This is a genomic window from Nonomuraea sp. NPDC049309, assembly GCF_043196965.1.
GTDB lineage: Bacteria > Actinomycetota > Actinomycetes > Streptosporangiales > Streptosporangiaceae > Nonomuraea > Nonomuraea fastidiosa.
The window spans coordinates 289,291-307,468 of record NZ_JBICSH010000006.1; the positions used below are offsets into that span (position 1 = coordinate 289,291).

Below are 18,178 nucleotides of genomic sequence, written 5' to 3' on the forward strand. Positions count from 1 at the left end.
CGCGCTTGTCCAAGTGGCCCGCGTCGCTTGTCCAAGCGGCACGCCGCGTTGTCCAAGCGGCACGCCGCGTTGTTCAAGCGGCGCGTTCACGCCTGTCCAAGCGGCGCGTCATGCCTGTTCAAGCGGTGTGCCACGCCTGCCCGAGGAGGGTGTCGCGCCTGCCCGAGGAGGGTGTCGCGCCTGCCCGAGGAGGGTGTCGCGCCTGTCCGAGGAGGGTGGCGCGCCTTTCCGAGGCGGGCGCCGTGCCTGTGGCCGGCTCGGGGTGCGGGCCGGGCGGGGGTGTGCGCCTTGGCGTGTCGGGCGCGATTTCGCGGAGGCGGAATCGCGCCGTAGTCTCGGGCCGCCGGCGGTCTCTGTGGGCGCCGAATTTTTATCTCCCGCTTATGTCTGGCAAAAGCCCGAAAACCCCATCAAAGGTGCAGTGGTTACGTCGTTCGGATGACAGGAATCAAGATCATCTTCTATAGTTTCGGTCCGTCTACGAGGGGAGGGGACGGGTGTGAGAATCTGGCGGTTCGCCGTTCTCCTCACCGTGCTCGCCGGGCTCCTCGCGCTCCCCGACCCGACTCCGGCCGCAGCCGCCCCCTCCCCGGCCGAGCTGCGGAAACTCACCCAGGAGGCGGCCCAGCTCGAAAAGGACTACCGCGGCCAGATCCAGAGCCTCGAGGACATCAAGCTCGAGGTGAAGCGGGCCAACACCACGTCCAGCGCGCTGCAGGCCCAGCTCAAGGCCGCGCAGGAGGAGGTCAGGCGCATCGCGCAGACCTCCTACATGGTCGGGCCGCTCGAAGGCGTCCACCTCCTCACGCCGTCCGGCGACCCCTACCAGGTGCTCGGGCAGGCGGCGAACCTCGCGTACATGGCCAACGAGCGCGCCCAGCGGGTGGCGAGCATCAAAAGGCTCATCGCGAAATCGAACCAGGCCAAGATCAACGCGAATAAGAAGGTCGAGAAGCTCCGCAAGGAGATCAAGCGGCTTCAGTCGCGGCGTTCCGAGGTTCAGAAACTGCTCGCCAAATACGGCTTCCAGCAGCCCGGCCCGTCCACCGGCCTGACCCCGCGCATGGTCGCGGTACGCGCCGAGATCATGGCCAACTTCCCCATGAAGTACGGTGTCGGCTGCCTGCGTCCTGGCGACCCCGGCGAGCACGGCAAGGGCCGCGCCTGCGACTTCATGATGTCCAGGGGCGGCACCAGGGCCACGGGCGCCGACGAGGCCGTGGGCGACGCGCTCGCCAACTGGCTGATCAAGAACGGCGCCCGCATCGGCGTCATGTACATCATCTGGAAGCAGCGTTATTACGACATACGCTCAGGCGGCGGCTGGGATCCGATGTCCGACCGGGGCGGCGTGACGGCCAACCACTACGACCACGTCCACGTCTCGGTCTTCTGAACGCTCTGGGCGCTCAGAAACTCGCGGAACCAGTGATAGGAGCGCTTCGGCGTGCGCCGCTGGGTGGCGAAGTCCACGTGGACGAGGCCGAAGCGCTGGTGGTAGCCCTCGGCCCACTCGAAGTTGTCCAGCAGCGACCAGATGAAGTAGCCGCGCACGTCCACGCCGTCGTCCATGGCGCGGCGCAGCGCCGCGATGTGCCCCTCGAGGTACGCCACGCGGCCGGTGTCGTCGATCACGCCGTCCTCGCCGGGGACGTCGGCCTGCGAGCAGCCGTTCTCGGTGATGAGGATCGGCGGGAGCGCGGCGCCGTACCGCGCGCGCAGGCCGGTGAGCAGCTCGTGCAGGCCCTCGGGCACCACCGGCCAGCCGAAGGCCGTCGTGGGGTACCCGGTGATCCCGGCGTCGGTGAACGGCAGGGCGTCGTCGGCCGGCGCGGCGATGCGGGTGGGGTTGTAGTAGTTGACGCCCAGGGCGTCGATGGGGGCCGAGATGATCTCCAGGTCGCCGTCCCTGACGAACCCGAGCTCGGCGGTATAGGCCGACATATCAGGATACGTGCCTGCCAGCACGGGGTCGGTGAACAGGCGGTTGTGCAGGATGTCGTACGCCTCGGCGGCCCGCACGTCGGCCTCGTCACCGGAGGCGGGCCTGACCGGGGTGTAGTTGTTGGTGAGCGCCACCTGGCGCGCTCCGGCCGCCCGCAGCGCCGCCACCGCGCGGCCGTGGGCCAGGAGCTGGTGGTGCGCGGCGGGCAGCGCGCCGGTCAGCAGCGCCTGGCCCGGGGCGTGCATGCCCATCGCGTAGCCGTAGGCCATGTGCACGAACGGCTCGTTGAGCGTGATCCACAGCGGCACCCGGTCGGCCAGGCGGCCCGCGACCACGGCGGCGTAGTCGGCGAACCGCTCGGCGGTGTCGCGGTTCAGCCAGCCGCCCCGGTCCTCCAGCGCCTGCGGCAGGTCCCAGTGGAAGAGCGTCGGCACCGGCCGTACGCCCGCCGCGAGCAGCCCGTCCACCAGCCGGTCGTAGAAGTCCAGGCCGCGCTCGTTCACCCGGCCCGCGCCCTGCGGCAGCACGCGCGGCCAGGCGATCGAGAAGCGGTAGGCGTTGACGCCGAGGTCCGCCATGAGCGCGACGTCCTCGCGCCAGCGGTGGTAGTGGTCGCAGGCCACGTCGCCGGTGTGCCCGTCGCGGGTGCGGCCGGGCTGGTGGGAGAAGACGTCCCAGATGGAGGGGCCCCTGCCGTCCTCGCCGGTCGCGCCTTCGATCTGGTAGGCCGCCGTGGCCGTACCCCACAAGAACATGCCCGGCCCTCCGCTCACTCCGCGAGTCCGGCTCATGTTATCTAAGGGCGCCGTTTCCGGCTCGGACTCACGGATTTGCGCCAGGATGGGGGCATGACCAGTACCTTGCGCCGCCGCCCCGCCCAGCGCCGGAGCGTCGAGCGCGTGGAGCGCATGCTCGACGAGTGCGCGCTGCTGCTCGACGAGGTCGGTTACGACGCGCTGACGACGAAGGAGGTCGCCCGCCGGGCCGAGGTGCCGATCGGCACCTTCTACCAGTTCTTCCACGACAAGCAGGGCCTGGTGCGGGCGCTGGCGCGGCGCAACCTGGAGGCGTTCCTGCAGCGCGTCGTCCAGCGGATCCAGCAGGCCCGCCCGGCTCACTGGGGCGAGCTGGCCGACCTGACCATCGACGAGTTCGTGGAGATGAAGCGCACCACGCCCGGATTCGGGGTGGTCGACTTCGGCGAGGTGCTCGCCGCCCCCGGCGGGCCCGCCGTCGGAGGCAGCAAGCGGGCGCTCGACGAGACCCAGGAGAACGGCATGGTGGTGGCCGAGCGCATGCGCGCGCTGACCCTCCACCTCGTCGATGCCCCCGCAAGCCCCGAGCTCGATCGCGCCCTGCTCGTCGCCATCGAGGCCAGCGACTCGGTGCTCAAGCTGGCCTTCAGAGCCGACCCGGCCGGCGACCCGAACCTGATCGCCGAGTGCAAGAAGCTCGTCCGCCGCTACCTCGCCGACCACCTCCCGCCGCTGCCCGAGCAGGACTAGCAGGCCGCGTCGAGCCGGGCGCGCTGGCTGTCGTCCAGCGTGAGCCGCGCCCCGCCGATGGCCTCGTCGAGCTGCTCCATCGTGGAGACCCCGACGATGGGCACCACGCCGCCGCCGATCAGCCAGGCCAGCACCACCTGGTTGACGGTGGCGCCCAGCTCCGCCGCCACCTCCCGCAGCGCCGTCAGCCGCCGCACCGTGCCCGGGTGGTCGTAGATCTCCGGGATCTGCCGGTCCTCCCGCGTATACGCACCGAAGAGGAGCGCATTGTACGCCCACAGCGTGATCTCGGGCTCGGCGGCCAGGTAGTCGAAGGTGTCGTCGTTCGCCAGCGTGTGCCCGGCCTCGGCGGGCCGGGTGCCGGGACGCGGCCGCAGGTAGGTGTGGCGGAGCTGGAGATGGGTGTAGCGGGCCCAGCCGTGCGCGGCCGAGACGTTTCTGGCCCGCTCCAGCCGCCACGTGGTGATGTTGCTCGCCCCGATCGAGAGTGCCTTACCGGCGCGTACGAGCTCGTCGAACGCCCCCAGCGTCTCCTCGAAAGGCGTGCTCCGGTCGTCGAGGTGCGCCCAGTAGACGTCGATCCTGTCGGTGCCCAGCCGCTGCAGGCTGCCCTCCACCGCCTTGGCGATGACGCCCCCCGACAGGCCCTCGGCCGAATCGAGCGTCCGGTCGCCGGGGACGGTCGGCCGCGCGCCCACCTTCGTGCTGATCACCATGTCGTCCCGGGCGCCGCGCGCGGCCAGCCACGCGCCGATGGCCAGCTCGCTCTCGTCGCCCGTACACCCGTCCACCCAGAACGGGTAGTTGTTGGCCGTGTCGAGTCTGGTGCCGCCGGCCTCGCGGAACCGGTCGAGGATGGCGAAGGTGTCCTCCTTGCTCACGGACGTACCGAAGTGGATCGTGCCCAAGGCGATGTCGATGCCGTTCATGACGCCGACTCTGCAGCCTGGAGTGCACTCCACGTCAACAGCGCTCGAATCGGGTTGACCTGGAGTGCACTCCAGGTGCCATGCTGGGGCCCGTGAGCGTGTACACCCCCGCGCAGGTCTCAGAGGAGACCGGTTTCAGCATCGACACCCTTCGTTACTACGAGAAGATCGGCCTGCTGGAGCGCGTCAACCGGAACGCGGCGGGCCAGCGCAGGTTCACGGAACAGGACGTCGGCTGGCTCGGCATGCTGCGCTGCCTGCGCGACACCGGCATGCCCATCGCCACGATGCTGCGCTTCGCCGAGCTCGTACGCGCCGGCGACCACACCATCCCCGACCGCATCGAGCTGCTGGAAGAGCACGACCGCCAGGTGCAGGCCCAGATCGACAACCTCATCGAGCGGCAGCGCTACATCCACAACAAGATTTCCTACTACCGCAGCGTCCTCTAGCTCCCGCTTTGCGGCGTAGTTGGTACATCTCGAACCATGGCCGGTTCGAGGGCGAGGTGGATCAACGTACCCCTGGCCCGCGTGGCCAGGTTGTGCTCCGTGCTGCTGTTCGTGCTGCTCGCGCACCTCACGCTCATCCAGGAGTTCGGCGCGGGCACGCTGAACGCCGACCCCAGGAACGAGCGCACGCTCATCGACAGGTACGCCCGCCCGCGCGGCGACATCCGCACCTACGACGGCACCGTCATCGCCACCAGCCGCCTCACCGAGGGCCGCTACCGCTACCAGCGCGTCTATCCGCAGGGGGCCCGGTACGCGGCCGTCACCGGCCACCTGTCGCTGCGCCGGGCCACCGGCATCGAGCAGGCGGAGGAGCCGCTGCTGACCGGCGACGACCCCAAGGTCAAGGTGCGCTCGCTGGTCAGCGGCGGCGGCGCGGGCGCCCACGTACGGCTGACCATCAGAGACCGCGTGCAGCTCGCCGCCTACCAGGGGCTGGCCGCCGCCGGGCTGGCGGGCGCGGCGGTCGCCATCGACCCGGCGTCCGGGGCCGTGCTGGCGCTGGTCACCGCCCCCACCTACGACCCCAACACGCTGGCCACCTTCGACCGGCTCAGGCTCGCCGCGGCCGCCACGCGGCTGCGCGAGTCGCCCGACCGGCCGCTGCTCAACCGGGCGCTCAACCGGCTCTATCCGCCCGGCGCCACGTTCAAGCTGGTCACCACGGCGGCGGCGCTGGCCTCGGGCGAGTACACGCCGAGCGCCCTGCTGGACGCGCCCGCCCGGCTGCGGCTGCCCGGCTCGCCCGTGTACGTGCGCGACACCGGCTGCGGCGCCGAGCACCCGACGCTGCTGTACGCCTTCCAGGCCCCCTGCGACACGGCCTTCGCCGGCATCGGGCTGCAGCTCGGGCAGGACCTGCTCAGGGACCAGGCGGAGGCGTTCGGGTTCAACGCGGGCGAGCTGCGCATCCCGCTGGCCGCCACCGGCAGCCGCTTCCCGGTGACGACCGACCGCTCGCAGACGGCGCTCGCGGCCATCGGGCAGCACGACAACCGGGCCACGCCGCTCATGGTGGCCATGCTGTCGGCGGCGGTGGCCAACGACGGGGTGCTGATGCGGCCGTACCTGGTGGAGGACGTCAGGCTCGCGGACGGGGCGGTGATCAGCAGAGCGGTGCCCGCGCCCTATCGGACGGTGATGCCGCCGGCGCTGGCGCGGTACCTGGCGGCCATGATGGCGACCGCTCCGAGCAGCGGCAGCACGAGCGCGACGGTCGCGGGCGTCCGGGTGGCGATGAAGGCGGCCACCTCGCCCCCTGGCGTGCCGGGCGCGCAGGACCTCGCGCTGGTCACCGCCTTCGCTCCCGCCGAGGCGCCGGAGGTCGCGGTCGGTGTGGTGCTCGAACGTCCCGGCACGCGGAGCCACGCGGCGACCGCGATCGCCCGCGCCATCATCCAGGCGGCGCTCTCCTGACCCTCCCGCAGCGGGCCACAGGCGGCGCCTCCGCCGGCCTCCCCGCCGGTCTCCCCGCCGGGCTTTATCGCGGGCTTTACCGGCGGATTGCTCTGGGCGCGAAACGTAGTTGGTGTCACACTCACAGTGATGCTGCGAACCGCCGACCTCACCAACCTGCCGGCCGAGCCGAACCCGTTCGTGGGCCGGGAGTCCGATCTCGACGAGCTCGTCCACCTTCTGGACGTCTCCCGCTGCGTGACGCTGTGCGGAGCGGGAGGCATCGGCAAGACCAGGCTGGCGCTGCGGCTGGCCGCCCGCCTCGGCGCCCGCCGGGACGCCGGAGCATCGGAGCCCGGCCGCTACCCGGGCGGCGTCTGGCTGGTCGAGCTGGCCGACCTGGACAAGGGCGAGGTGCGCGGCCACGTCGCGGCGGCGCTCGGCATCGCGGGCGACCTGGCGGAGACCATCGGCGACCGCCGCATGCTCCTGCTGCTCGACAACTGCGAGCCGGTGATCGCCGAGTGCGCGGAGCTGTGCAGGGACCTGCTCGGCGCCTGCCCGGGCGTGACGGTGCTGGCCACCGGCCGCGAGCCGCTGCGCGTCCCCGGCGAGACCGTGTGGCGGGTGCCGCCCCTGTCGGTCAGCAGGCCCGAGGGCGACGGCGAGAGCGAGGCGGTGCGGCTCTTCGTGGCCAGGGCGGAGGCGGCGCGGCCCGGGTTCGAGCTGACCGGCGAGAACCGGCCGCTGGTCGAGGAGCTGTGCCGGGCGCTCGACGGGCTGCCGCTGGCGATCGAGCTGGCCGCCGCCATGGTCAGGGTCCTGTCGGTGCACCAGCTCGTGGAGCGGCTCGACGACCGGTTCAGGCTGCTCGCGGGCGGGGCGCGTACGGCGCCCGCCCGCCACCGCACGCTCAGGGCGGCGCTCGACTGGAGCTACCGGCTGCTCAGCCCGCAGGAGCGGCTGCTGCTGCGCAGGACGGCCGTCTTCCGCTCGGCGTGGACCCTCGACCTGGCCGAGTGGGTCTGCTCCGGCCCCGGGCTGGCCGAGGAGGAGGTGCTGCCCCGGCTGTGCGACCTGGTGGACAAGTCACTGGTCGCGCTCGACGGCGAGATCGCCGGGCAGGCCCGCTACCGCCTGCTGGAGACCGTCCGCGAATACGCGCTCGAACAGCTCGTCGCCTCCGGCGAGGAGGCCGAACTGCGGCGGCGGCACCTGTCCGCGCTGGCCGGGCTGGCCCAGCGCTTCAAGCACGCGCTGTCCCCGGGCGTGCGCACGTCATGGCCGGTGCTCGAGCGCTACATCAACCTGTTCGACGGGCTCAAGGCCGAGGTGAGCGCCGCCTGCGACTGGGCGATCATCGCCGGCGCGCCGCGCGAGGCGCTCGGCCTGCTCTGCGACACCCGCTACCTGCTGATCGGCAGCGGCAGGAAGCTCGACATGACCGAGCGGCTCGACCGGCTGCTCGCGCTCGACTGCCCGCAGGTGCCGCAGGCGCTGCGCGGGCAGGCCACGATCCTGCGCGGCGAGCTCGCCATGCTGGCGGGCGACGTCGAGCCGGGGCTGCGGCACGTACGGGCCGGGCTCGAGCTGTGCCTGGCCGCCGGCGACGAGTACGGCGAGACCGTCGGCACGATCGCGCTGGCCTACCTCACCGGCGACCCCGCCCTGCTGGAGCGCGCGCTCGAGCTGACCGGCCGCTCCGGCGACCTCGTGCTCGAGTCGCTGGCCAAGGCCGCCCGCGCCCGCTTCGGCCTGCACCACGGGCGGCTGCACGAGGCCGGGCGCGACTTCCGCGACGTGCTGCGCATCCACGAGGAGCTGGACAACCATTACGGGCAGAGCCTGGCCCACATCGGCCTGGCCCAGGTGGCCAGGCGGTCGGGCGACCTCGCGGCGGCCAGGCGGCACTACGAGTCCGGGCTGCTCCTGCTGCGCCACATCGACGCCCGCCAGCACATCGTGAGCTGCCTGGCCGGGCTCGGCCGGGTGGCGCTGGAGGAGGGCGATCTCGCCGAGGCGCGGGCCAGGCTCACCGAGGCGCTGATCCTCAGCCGCGACGCCGGGCTGCGGGCCGGCATCGCCAAGCGGCTGGAGGCGTGGGCGGCGCTCGCGGTGGCCGAGGGCGACCACAAGCGGGCGGTACTGCTCACCGCGGCCGCGGTGACGCTGGGCGGATGGCAGCCGGACGCCCGCACCGAGGACATCCTGCGTCCAGCCCGCGACCGGCTGGGGGAGGCCGTGGTCGGCGTGCTGTGGGCCGAGGGCGTCACCATGACCGCCGAGCAGGCGGTGGCCTGCGCGCTCGACGGCGAGCTGCCCGAGCCGCCGGCCGAGCCGGTCGCGCCGGTCAGCCGCGACAGCAGGCTCACCGCCAGGGAACGCGAGATCGCCGAACTGGTCGCGCGCGGCCTGTCCAACCGGGCCATCGCCGACGAGCTCGTCATCAGCCCGGCGACCGTTGCACGGCATGTCGCCAACATCCTCGCCAAGCTCGGATTCTCCACGCGTACACAGATCGCCGCATGGGTGATCGGCGGCAAGTGACGTCTCTACACATCCCGCCGCGTCCCCGCTTACATCGTCGAATGGCCATGTCAGCGCATGTGCGGCGGCATGTGCAGGCCTACCGTTCTTCCTGTGATCGGCCGCGCGCCCGGCGTCTGCGCCAGGCGACCGCAGGCGCCGCAGCCGGTCGGCCGCAGGCGTCACGCGTCCGTACGGAGGCCGGCCTTCTCGGAGGGGTGGGGGCCGGGTTCCCGGGGCGCGTGACAGCGGGCCCGAGTCGCGCAGGGCTCGGGCCCGCCCCACCGGCTGCTCGGACCCGTTCCACCGGCTGCCCGGGCCAGCCCCGCCGCCCGTCCCGGGTCCGCCCGGCCGCCTGCGCCCGGCCCGCCGCTCGTCCCGGGTCCGCCCGGCCGTCTGCGCCCGGCCCGCCGCCTGTCCCCGGCCCGCCTCGTCGGCCGCTCGGCGTCGCCCGCCCGGCCGAATGCACAACCGCCTACATAGATCGGTGGATGCCGGGCCGCCCGGCCGGCCGTACGTTGGCGGGCATGAGATCCACTGCCCCGGCCCCTGACCCGGCCACCGGCACCGTGATCCACGAAGTCTTCCGCCGGGCCTACGAGCGCGGCGACCGTCCCGCACTCGTCGATCTGCGCGGCGGCCACGTCTACGGTTACCGCCGCCTGGTGACCGAGGTGACCAGGGCGGCCTCCGGCCTCGTCCGCAGAGGCGCGCGGCGTGACCAGGTGGTGGGCGTGCACGTCTCGACGGCGGGGGCGCAGACGCTCGCGGTGCACACGGTGATGGCGGCGGGCGGGGTGGCGGCGCCGGTCGCGGCGGGGATGGGGGCGTACGAGCTGGGGGCGTGGCTGCGCGACTGCGACGCCCGCGCCCTGATCACCACGCCCGACCTGGCCGAGTCGGCGATCGCGGCGGCCGAGCAGTCGCGGGTGCGGCAGATCTACTCGCTGGGGCGCGCGCTCGACACGATCGACTTCCGCTGCCTGCTCTCGCTGGAGCCCACCGCGCTGCCTGCGCTCGACGCGGCCCGCCAGCCCGCGCTGCTGCTCGCCGACGGCCGCCGGCTGTCACACGCCGAGCTGCTCGCCGAGATGGCGGAGCTCGACCTGCGGATCCGCCTGACCGAGTCCGACGTCGTGCTGACCACCTGGCCGCCCGACGGGGGCTGCGACCTGCTCGCCCTGGTGGCGCTCGGCGTGTCGAAGGGGGCGCTGGTCGTCGCCGCGGGCGGCGGCGACCTCGCGGGCACCGGCCACGACTTCGGCGTGACCGTGATGGCGGGCCCGGACGGCAGGCTCGAACGCGTCGCCTGACAGAGCGCAGTCAACCCGGCGGGGCGCGCCGGTCGGCGCCGGGCGCCGGGGTGTGCGGCGTCTGGGCCGGTGGCGGGCCCGGCGCGGTGCGGCGTATCGCTTCACAGCCCGAATATGCGGAGCTGTTACCGCCCATCCCTTGACGCGGCGCGGCCGGAAGTGGGTTGATAGCCACACGTTGACAACGTTGTCAAGGCAAACCTTCGGGGGGATCGAAGGGATGGTGTGGGGATGCGACGGTGGTTAGCAGCCGTATCGATCACGATGGTCAGCGTGCTGGGCCTGGCCGCCTGCGGAGGCGGAGACGGCGGGCAGGCATCGCAGTCACCCGCGGCGGACAGCGGCGGGAAGAAGCAGGTCGAGGTCTTCTCCTGGTGGACGGGGCCGGGCGAGGCCGACGGCCTGCAGGCGATGAAAAAGATCTTCGAGGAGAAGAACCCGGACTACTCCTTCTTCGACGCCGCGGTGGCGGGCGGCTCCGGTGACAAGGCCAAGGCGCTGCTGCAGTCGAAGCTTCAGGCGAACACCCCGCCCGACACGTTCCAGGGCCACGCGGGCGCCGAGCTGCAGGGCTACATCAAGGCGGGCAACCTGGAGGACCTGACCCCGCTCTACGACGAGCTGAAGCTCAAGGACGTCTTCCCCGAACAGCTCATCGAGCAGATCAGCGTCGACGGCAAGATCTACTCGGTGCCGGTGAACATCCACCGCTCCAACGTCCTGTGGTACAACCCGGGCGTGCTCAAGGAGGCCGGCGTCTCGGGCGCGCCCAAGACGATCGAGGAGTTCATCGCGGCGCTGGAGAAGGTCAAGGCCACGGGCAAGATCCCGCTGTCCATCGGCTCCGAGTGGACGGTCACCCACCTGCTGGAGAGCGTGCTGCTCGGCACGCTGGGCGCCGACGCCTACAACGCGCTGTTCAAGCCCGGCGCCGACTGGAACAGCGCCCAGGTGACCACCGCCCTGCAGAACTTCGCCAAGATCATGGAGTACGCGGGCGATCCGCAGGACGACTGGCAGCCGGCGGCCAAGCAGGTGGCCGACGGCGAGGCGGCGTTCAACATCATGGGCGACTGGGCGTACGGCTACTTCCACAACCCGCCGGAGGGCGGCCTCGGCAAGACGTCGAAGACCGACTTCGACTGGGCGCCGTCGCCCGGCACGGAGGGCACGTACCTGTGGCTGTCCGACAGCTTCACGCTGCCCAAGGGCGCGAAGAACCGCGACGGTGCGCTGGCCTGGCTGAAGGTGGCCGCCAGCAAGGAGGGCCAGGACGCCTTCAACCCGAAGAAGGGCTCCATCCCCGCCCGCAAGGACGCCGACCAGTCGCTCTACACCGACTACCTGGCGGACGCGCTGAAGGACTGGCAGAGCAACCAGCTCGCCGGCTCCATCCAGCACGGCGTGGCGGTGAACCAGCCCTGGCTGGCCGCGATCAACGAGGCGGTCGGCCTGTTCATCGGCACCAAGGACGTCAAGGAGCTGCAGAAGGCCCTGGCCGACGCGGCCGCGGCCAACGCGCAGTGACGATCCCGGCTGATCACTCGACAACAGCCACTCGATAAACGGCACAGGCGCGGCGGGCCCGGCTCGCGGGCCCGCCGCACCCGTGGGAGGTCATGCTTGTGAGGCGGGCACGCTCGTGGCTGCCCGGGCTGCTCCTCGTGACACCGTCGATCATCCTGATCGCTGTCTTCGTGTACGGCATGCTGGGCTGGAACTTCAGCCTGGCGATGACCGACAAGCACGACGAGGTGTCCGAGGGCGAGTTCGTGGGGCTGCAGAACTTCGTGGACATCTGGGACCAGTCCCGGTGGCACCTGTCCGTGAACCACGCGATCATGTTCACGGTCGTCTTCGTGCTGGGAGCGCTGCTGCTCGGGTGGCTCCTGGCGTTCCTGATGGAGAAGGGGATCAGGGGCGAGGGCACGTTCCGCGCGATCTACCTGTTCCCGATGGCCATCTCGTTCGTCGCGACCGGCATCGTGTGGCGGTGGCTGATGAACTCCGGCACGGGCGAGCGGGCGGTCGGTCTGAACCGGCTGTTCGACTGGCTGGGGCTGCCGCAGTGGCAGTGGTTCCGTGACCCCGACTGGGGGATGGCCGCGATGGCACTGCCAGCGATATGGCAGATGTCCGGATATGTCATGGCGCTTTTCCTGGCGGGGTTCCGCGGCGTCCCCGAGGAGCTGCGCGAGGCCGCCCGGGTGGACGGCTGCAACGAGTGGGGCGTCTACCGGCACGTGGTGCTGCCCATGCTCCGGCCGGTCACGCTGTCGGCACTGATCATCCTCGGCCACATCTCGCTCAAGGTCTTCGACCTGATCGTCGCGGTGTCCGGCAAGCAGATCATCACCGACGTGCCCGCGGTCTTCATGTGGGTGGCGGTGTTTGACTCGCACGACCCGGCCAAGGGCGCCACGATCGCGTCCTACATCGTGCTCAGCGTGGCGATCTTCGTGATCCCGTACCTGATCTGGTCGGTGCGCAAGGAGAGGCAGGAGAGGCGGTCATGACGGCGGTGGCCGGGCGCAGGGCGGCGACCTTCCAGTACGTGCGGCTCGCCGTGCTCATCCTGTTCGTCCTGATCTTCCTCATCCCGATCTACGTGCTGCTGGTCACCAGCTTCAAGCCGCTCACCGAGGCCGACCCGGGGCAGGCGTGGAACCTGCCCCAGACGTGGACGACCGAGGCGTGGCGGGTGGCCTGGGAGAAGCTCGCGCCGGGCCTGTGGAACAGCGTGCTGCTCGCGGTGCCGGGCTCGCTGCTGTCGTGCGCGCTCGGCTCCATGAACGGCTACGTGCTGTCCAAGTGGCGCTTCCCCGGGGCCGACGTGCTGTTCACGCTCTTCCTGTTCGGGATGTTCATCCCGTACCAGGGCGTGATGATCCCGCTCGTGCAGCTCCTCGTCGGGCTGAACGACCTCACCGGGCTCGACGGCGTCTTCTACGGCGGCATCCCCGGCCTGGTGCTCGCGCACGTCGTGTACGGCATCCCGATCTGCACGCTGATCTTCCGCAACTACTACGTGACGATCCCCGACGAGCTGATCGAGGCCTCGCGCGTGGACGGGGCGGGCATGCTGCGGGCGTACTGGTCGGTCATCCTGCCGGTGTCCGGGCCCGCCATCGCCGTGGTGATCATCTGGCAGTTCACCTCGATGTGGAACGACTTCCTGTTCGCGGTGTTCCTCACCGGGCCGACGAGCTGGCCCACGACCGTGATGCTCAACAACATCGCGGGCGCGCAGGCCACCCCGTACAGCCAGCAGATGGCCGCCGCCATCCTGGCGTCGATCCCGACGATGCTGATCTACGTGCTGCTGGGCCGGTTCTTCATGCGCGGTCTCATGGCGGGCGCGCTGAAGGGCTAGCTCCGGCCCGGCGCCGGCCCGGGGTCGGCCCGGGCCGGCCCGGGTCAGCTCGGGTTGGCGAGGTGGGCGATGGGCTCGCCGCGTACGTAGCGGGCCACGTCGGCGGCCACGATCTCGGCCGCCTTCTTCGCCGTCTCCTTGCTGGCCCCGGCCAGGTGCGGGGTCATCACCAGGTTCGGCGCCGTGAGCAGGCGCGACCCCGGCGGGATCGGCTCGTCGGGGAAGACGTCGCAGGCGGCGCCGAACAGGTGGCCCGATTCGAGCGCGTCGCACAGTGCGTCGTAGTCGAGCAGCGCGCCCCGCGCGCAGTTGACCAGCACCGAGCCCTTCGGCATGGCGGCGATCTCGGCCGCGCCGATCATCCCGGCGGTCTCGGGGGTGGCGCGGGCGTGCAGGGAGACGAACAGCGAGCGCTCCAGCAGCTCGCGCAGGCCGACGGTGCCGGGCGCGTCCACGTACGGGTCGTAGACCAGCACGTTCGCGCCGAACCCCTCGAGCATGCGGGCCACCCGGCTGCCGATCGCGCCGTAGCCGATCAGGCCGACCGTGTTGCCGTCGAGCTCGGGCCCGACCTGGTCGTAGGAGTAGTAGTCGCTGCGCCACGCACCGCCCTTCAGCTCCATGTGGGTCTGCGGGATGCGGCGGGTGGCGGCGAGCAGCATCGCCAGCGTGTGCTCGGCGGTGGCCACCGCGTTGCGGCCCGGCGCGAACGTCACCTTCACCCCGGCCTCGGACGCCGCCTTGAGGTTGGCGTTGACGGGGCCGCCCCTGCTCACGCAGAACAGCCGCAGGTCGGGCGAGGCGTCCAGCACGCGCTTGGTGAGCGGCGCCATCTGGGTGACGCACACCTCGACGCCGCGCAGCGCCTCGATCAGCTCGTCCTCCACGTCGGACGCCTCGTCCACCTCGCCCACCGGGCCGAACGGCACGACCGGCCAGGGCAGCGTCAGCTCGCGGACGTCCAGCTCACCGGGCACCGCGCTCTTCAGCGCGTCGATGAGCAGGTCGTTCCTGACGAAATGGTCGCCTGCGGCGAGGACTTTGAGTGTCAACGAACGGCTCCAATCGGGGAGTTGTACTGCAGCAGCGACACCCGTCCCGTGCCGGCCTCGTCCAGGCGCAGCTCGGTGAGGGCGCAGTTGTCCAGCCGGGGGAACAGCCGCCGGTACTCGCCGAGCGGCAGGCCGAGCAGCCGGCACAGGGAGAGCCTGATGGCGGTGGTGTGCGCGACGACCAGCACCCGGCCGCCGGCGTGTACTGCGGCGATGTCGCCGAGCGCGGCGACGAACCGCGCGGCGGCGGCGTACGGGTCCTCGCCGCCCGGCAGCGGATGCGCGGCGGGGTCGGCCTCGAACGCGGCCCTGGCCTCGGGGAAGCGCTCCTTCATCTCCGCCGAGGTGAGGCCCTCGCCCTGGCCGAAGTCCAGCTCGCGCAGCCGGGCGTCGGTGCGGACGGAGAGCCCGGCCTTGGCCGCGGCGGTCTCGGCGGTGATCACCGCCCGGCTCAGCGTGGACGCCCACACGGCCGCAAGCCCCGCTCCGGACGCCCAGGAGGCCAGCTCGGCGGCCTGCTCGCGGCCGCGCGGTGTCAGCTCGACGTCGCTGATCCCGGCGTAGCGGTTCTCGGCGTGCCAGACGGTCTCGCCGTGGCGGACGAGCACGAGGTCGGTCATCGGGCGGTCCTCTCGCGGGCGTGTGCGGCGGCCCGGCCGTCGAGCCAGCCGCGTTCTTCCAGCTCGGCCACGAACCGCAGGTACGGCTCGCGCACGCCGGCGTCCACGGGCTCGACGACGGCGCTGGTCCTGATCATCGCGTCGGGGTCGCCGCCGGCCAGGACGGCCATGCCCAGGGCGGGCTCGGCGTTCTCGCGCAGCGTCACCGGGCGTTCGAGCACGTCGGCGCGGAGCCGCGTCCAGTACGCGCTCCTGGTGGCCCCGCCGGTGAGGATGATCTCGCCGTCCGCGGGCGCGCCGAGCAGGTCGAGGTAGTCGAAGCAGAGCCGCTCGACGAAGGCCGCGCCGAGCAGGATCGCGGCGTAGCGCTCGACGTCGTCGGACGGCGCGCCGAGCGTGAAGCCCTCGGCGTCCGGCGCGGCGAACGGGAACCGCTCGCCCCGCGAGACCAGCGGGTAGGTGACGGCGGGCGGCAGGCGGCGGCCGTAGCGCTCGGCGGCCTGCCGGCTGAGCGCGTCGAGGTCGGCGCCGGGCAGGTCGCGGGAGAGCACGCCCGCGCCCGTGCTGGACGCGCCGCCGGGCAGCCACGAGCCGTCGGGTGCGCGGTGGGAGTAGACCACGCCGAGCGGGTCGTGGATCAGCTCCTTGGTGACGCCCTTGAGCACCAGCGTCGTGCCGAGCACCGAGTTCCAGCTCCCCGGACGCCGGGCGCCCGCGCCGAGCTGGGCGGCGCAGCCGTCGGTGGTGCCGGCGATCACCGGGGTGCCCTCGGGCAGGCCGGTCTCCGCGGCCGCCGCCGCGCACACCGTGCCGAGCCGGGCGCCGGGACGTACGACGGGGGGCAGCGTGCCCTCGGGCACCCCCAGCGCGTCGAGCACATCCTCGGGCCAGCGCTCCTCGATCAGGTCCACGCCGGTCTTCAGGGCGTTGCTCAGGTCGGTGGCCACGTCGTGACCCACCAGGCGGCGGTTGACGAAGTCGCTCTGGTGCGCGGCGCGGGCACCGCGCGGGGCGTCGCGCAGCAGCCAGAGCAGCTTCGGCAGCGCCCAGTTGGGCTGCATGCGGCGGTAGCCGAGGCGCTCCCACACCGCCGCACCCGCCTCATTGGCGCGGGTGGCGTCGGCGCGGCGGTCGTCGTACATGAGCGCGGGCGTCAGCGCCCGGCCGCCCGCGTCGGTGAGCAGGATCGTGCCGGAGGTGGCGTCCACCGCCACGCCCTCGACCCGCTCGCCGTCCGGCAGGCCGCGCAGCGCCTCGCGGGTGGCCGCGGCCAGCTCGCGCCACCACTGCTCGGGGTCCTGCTCGTGCCGGGAGCCGTCGCGGTGGCTGGTCAGCGGGCGGCTGCCGGTGCCGAGCACCGTGCCGTCCGCGGCGACGGCGAGCGCGCGCACGCTCTGCGTCCCGAGGTCGATGCCCACCCACACGCTCATGAACGGCTCCTCAGCTCGGCGAGCAGCGGCCAGGTGCCCGCGGTGCCGCCGCGCAGGGTCAGGAAGTCGGCGAAGAGGTCGTCGTAGAAGGCCCGGCGGGCGGGGTCGGGCTCGACGGGCTCGCGCAGCCGTACGTGCCGGGCCGCGGCCTCGGCGACGGACGGCGCCGCGCCGGTGGCGGCCAGCCCCACCAGGGCCGCGCCGCGCGCGCCCACCTCGCTGTCGGCGGAGCGGTGCACGGGCAGCCCGGTGACGTCGGCGATGAGCCGCAGCCAGACCGGGCTGTTGGCGCCGCCGCCGCACACGCGCAGCTCGGTCGGGGACGCTCCGGTCGCCTCCAGGCAGTCGCGGATCACCATCGTCAGTCCTTCGAGCACGGCTCTGGCGACGTGCTCGCGGCCGTGCTCGAACGACATGCCGTGCAGCGACCCCCTGGCCTGCGGGTCGGAGAACGGCGCCCGCTCACCGGCGGGCGACAGGTACGGCAGGAACGCAAGGCCCCGGGCGCCCGGCTCGCTGGTCGCGGCCAGCTCGCCCAGCTCGGCGGGGGCCGACAGCCCGAGCAGGCGGCACGTCCACTGCACGACCTCGGTGCCGGCGAAGGTGGGGAAGGCCCGCAGGTAGCCGCCGGGCAGCGCGATCGTGATGCCGGTCGGGGGGCCGTCGAGGCCGGGGGATGCGGCGATGACCTCGGTGCACAGCGTGGTGCCGAGGATGCCGCACGCCTGTCCCGGGCTGACCGCGCCGGAGCCCAGCGCGGTGGCGGCGATATCGTACGGGGCCATCACCACCGGCGTCCCCGCCGCAAGGCCCAGCGTCTCGGCGGCCCGCGCGGTGAGCCCGGCGACCGGGCACGGCCGGATCGGCGGCAGCAGCCGCTCGGCCCACTCCAGCCCGAACAGGGCGAGCAGCTCGGGGGAGTACGCCCGCTCGGCCAGGTCCATGAAGGGCGCGGAGGCGTCGGACTCGTCGGCCGCGATCTCCCCGGTCATCCGGGAGAAGATCCAGCCGCCACAGGTCAGCATGGCGCTCGACCGGTCGAGCCGGCCGGGGTCGTGGGCGCGCAGCCAGGTGAGGATGGCGTGCGGCAGCCCGGACGCGGCCGAGGAGCCGTTGCGCCGGAACGCCGTCTCGGCCAGGCCGTCGCGCGTCCACGCGGCGACGGTGGCGGCGGCCCTGGCGTCGTTCCACAGGATGGCCGGGCCGGTGGGCTCGCCGTCGGCGTCCACCAGCCAGCAGCCGTCGCCCTGGGCGGTCACCGCGACCAGCTCGGCGCCGCCCGTCATGGCCGCGACCTCGCGCACGGTCTCGGCCACCGCGTCCCACACGGCGTGCATGTCCTGCTCGGCGTGTCCTGGGTGGGGCCTGGTGACGACGGTCTCGCGCCGGGCGACGGCCGCCTCCAGGCCGGATTCGTCGTAGCCGACGGCCTTGATGACCGTGGTGCCGGCGTCCACGCAGATGATCGCCATCGTGCCCTTCCGTGTGAGGTCCTGGACCGGCGCAGGGCGCCCGCGCATGACAGGACACCCTGGGTGCCGCTCACGGTAGCGCGCAGCCTGAAACTTTGTCCAGCAC

General features: G+C 72.5%; 15 protein-coding genes. 9 read left to right on the forward strand and 6 right to left on the reverse strand.

The window, feature by feature from the left end; genetic code table 11:
* The first annotated feature begins 499 nt into the window (after nt 1-499).
* Entirely contained in the window at nt 500-1,396 is an 897-nt protein-coding gene (locus ACGFIM_RS32975) for a hypothetical protein (RefSeq protein ID WP_393208482.1), read from the forward strand.
* On the opposite strand, the gene ACGFIM_RS32980 is transcribed toward ACGFIM_RS32975, so the two are convergent.
* Nucleotides 1,366-2,700, reverse strand: a complete 1,335-nt coding sequence (locus ACGFIM_RS32980) for a GH1 family beta-glucosidase (protein ID WP_393208484.1) — start codon at nt 2,698-2,700, stop codon at nt 1,366-1,368. The two genes, ACGFIM_RS32975 and ACGFIM_RS32980, sit on opposite strands and share 31 nt — an antisense overlap.
* Nucleotides 2,701-2,793: 93 nt before the next feature.
* On the opposite strand from ACGFIM_RS32980, the gene ACGFIM_RS32985 reads away from it, so the two are divergent.
* Nucleotides 2,794-3,450, forward strand: coding sequence for a TetR family transcriptional regulator (locus ACGFIM_RS32985; RefSeq protein ID WP_393208486.1), 657 nt, complete (start codon nt 2,794-2,796; stop codon nt 3,448-3,450).
* Here the strand turns inward: ACGFIM_RS32985 and ACGFIM_RS32990 are convergent.
* On the reverse strand, nt 3,447-4,379 hold the full coding sequence (locus ACGFIM_RS32990) for an aldo/keto reductase (protein ID WP_393208488.1): 933 nt from the start codon (nt 4,377-4,379) through the stop codon (nt 3,447-3,449). The genes ACGFIM_RS32985 and ACGFIM_RS32990 overlap by 4 nt on opposite strands.
* Before the next feature lie 92 nt (nt 4,380-4,471).
* Here ACGFIM_RS32990 and ACGFIM_RS32995 point away from each other — a divergent pair, with 92 nt between their 5' ends.
* The 7 genes from ACGFIM_RS32995 (at nt 4,472) to ACGFIM_RS33025 (ending at nt 13,498) form a co-directional block, all read left to right on the forward strand.
* Nucleotides 4,472-4,831, forward strand: a complete 360-nt coding sequence (locus ACGFIM_RS32995; RefSeq protein WP_393208491.1) for a MerR family transcriptional regulator — start codon at nt 4,472-4,474, stop codon at nt 4,829-4,831.
* A 36-nt stretch (nt 4,832-4,867) separates the two neighbouring features.
* Nucleotides 4,868-6,307, forward strand: a complete 1,440-nt coding sequence (locus ACGFIM_RS33000) for a penicillin-binding transpeptidase domain-containing protein (protein WP_393208494.1) — start codon at nt 4,868-4,870, stop codon at nt 6,305-6,307.
* A gap of 129 nt (nt 6,308-6,436) precedes the next feature.
* On the forward strand, nt 6,437-8,833 hold the full coding sequence (locus ACGFIM_RS33005) for an ATP-binding protein (protein ID WP_393208496.1): 2,397 nt from the start codon (nt 6,437-6,439) through the stop codon (nt 8,831-8,833).
* 506 nt (nt 8,834-9,339) lie between these two features.
* Nucleotides 9,340-10,125, forward strand: a complete 786-nt coding sequence (locus tag ACGFIM_RS33010) for an AMP-binding protein (RefSeq protein WP_393208499.1) — start codon at nt 9,340-9,342, stop codon at nt 10,123-10,125.
* A gap of 231 nt (nt 10,126-10,356) precedes the next feature.
* Nucleotides 10,357-11,652 (forward strand): ABC transporter substrate-binding protein, encoded by a 1,296-nt coding sequence (locus tag ACGFIM_RS33015; RefSeq protein ID WP_393208502.1) that lies wholly within the window; start codon nt 10,357-10,359, stop codon nt 11,650-11,652.
* Nucleotides 11,653-11,744: 92 nt separating this feature from the next.
* Nucleotides 11,745-12,641 carry a carbohydrate ABC transporter permease gene (locus tag ACGFIM_RS33020; protein ID WP_393208505.1) on the forward strand — a complete coding sequence of 299 codons (897 nt, stop codon included), beginning with the start codon at nt 11,745-11,747 and terminating at the stop codon, nt 12,639-12,641.
* Nucleotides 12,638-13,498: a carbohydrate ABC transporter permease gene (locus ACGFIM_RS33025; protein ID WP_393208508.1), complete on the forward strand. Its 861-nt coding sequence runs from the start codon at nt 12,638-12,640 to the stop codon at nt 13,496-13,498. Before ACGFIM_RS33020 ends, ACGFIM_RS33025 begins: the two co-directional genes overlap by 4 nt.
* Nucleotides 13,499-13,542: 44 nt before the next feature.
* On the opposite strand, the gene ACGFIM_RS33030 is transcribed toward ACGFIM_RS33025, so the two are convergent.
* From ACGFIM_RS33030 to ACGFIM_RS33045, 4 genes are read right to left on the reverse strand one after another with little or no spacing between them, the layout of a single operon-like run.
* Nucleotides 13,543-14,550, reverse strand: coding sequence for a 2-hydroxyacid dehydrogenase (locus ACGFIM_RS33030; protein ID WP_393208511.1), 1,008 nt, complete (start codon nt 14,548-14,550; stop codon nt 13,543-13,545).
* A complete protein-coding gene (locus ACGFIM_RS33035) occupies nt 14,547-15,170 on the reverse strand; it encodes a histidine phosphatase family protein (protein WP_393208514.1) in 624 nt (207 codons plus the stop codon). Before ACGFIM_RS33035 ends, ACGFIM_RS33030 begins: the two co-directional genes overlap by 4 nt.
* Nucleotides 15,167-16,600 carry an FGGY-family carbohydrate kinase gene (locus ACGFIM_RS33040; RefSeq protein WP_393208517.1) on the reverse strand — a complete coding sequence of 478 codons (1,434 nt, stop codon included), beginning with the start codon at nt 16,598-16,600 and terminating at the stop codon, nt 15,167-15,169. Before ACGFIM_RS33040 ends, ACGFIM_RS33035 begins: the two co-directional genes overlap by 4 nt.
* Complete coding sequence (locus ACGFIM_RS33045; protein WP_393208519.1) at nt 16,597-18,120, reverse strand: FGGY family carbohydrate kinase; 1,524 nt, start codon at nt 18,118-18,120, stop codon at nt 16,597-16,599. The genes ACGFIM_RS33040 and ACGFIM_RS33045 overlap by 4 nt, the downstream gene beginning before the upstream one ends.
* Nucleotides 18,121-18,178: the final 58 nt, after the last annotated feature.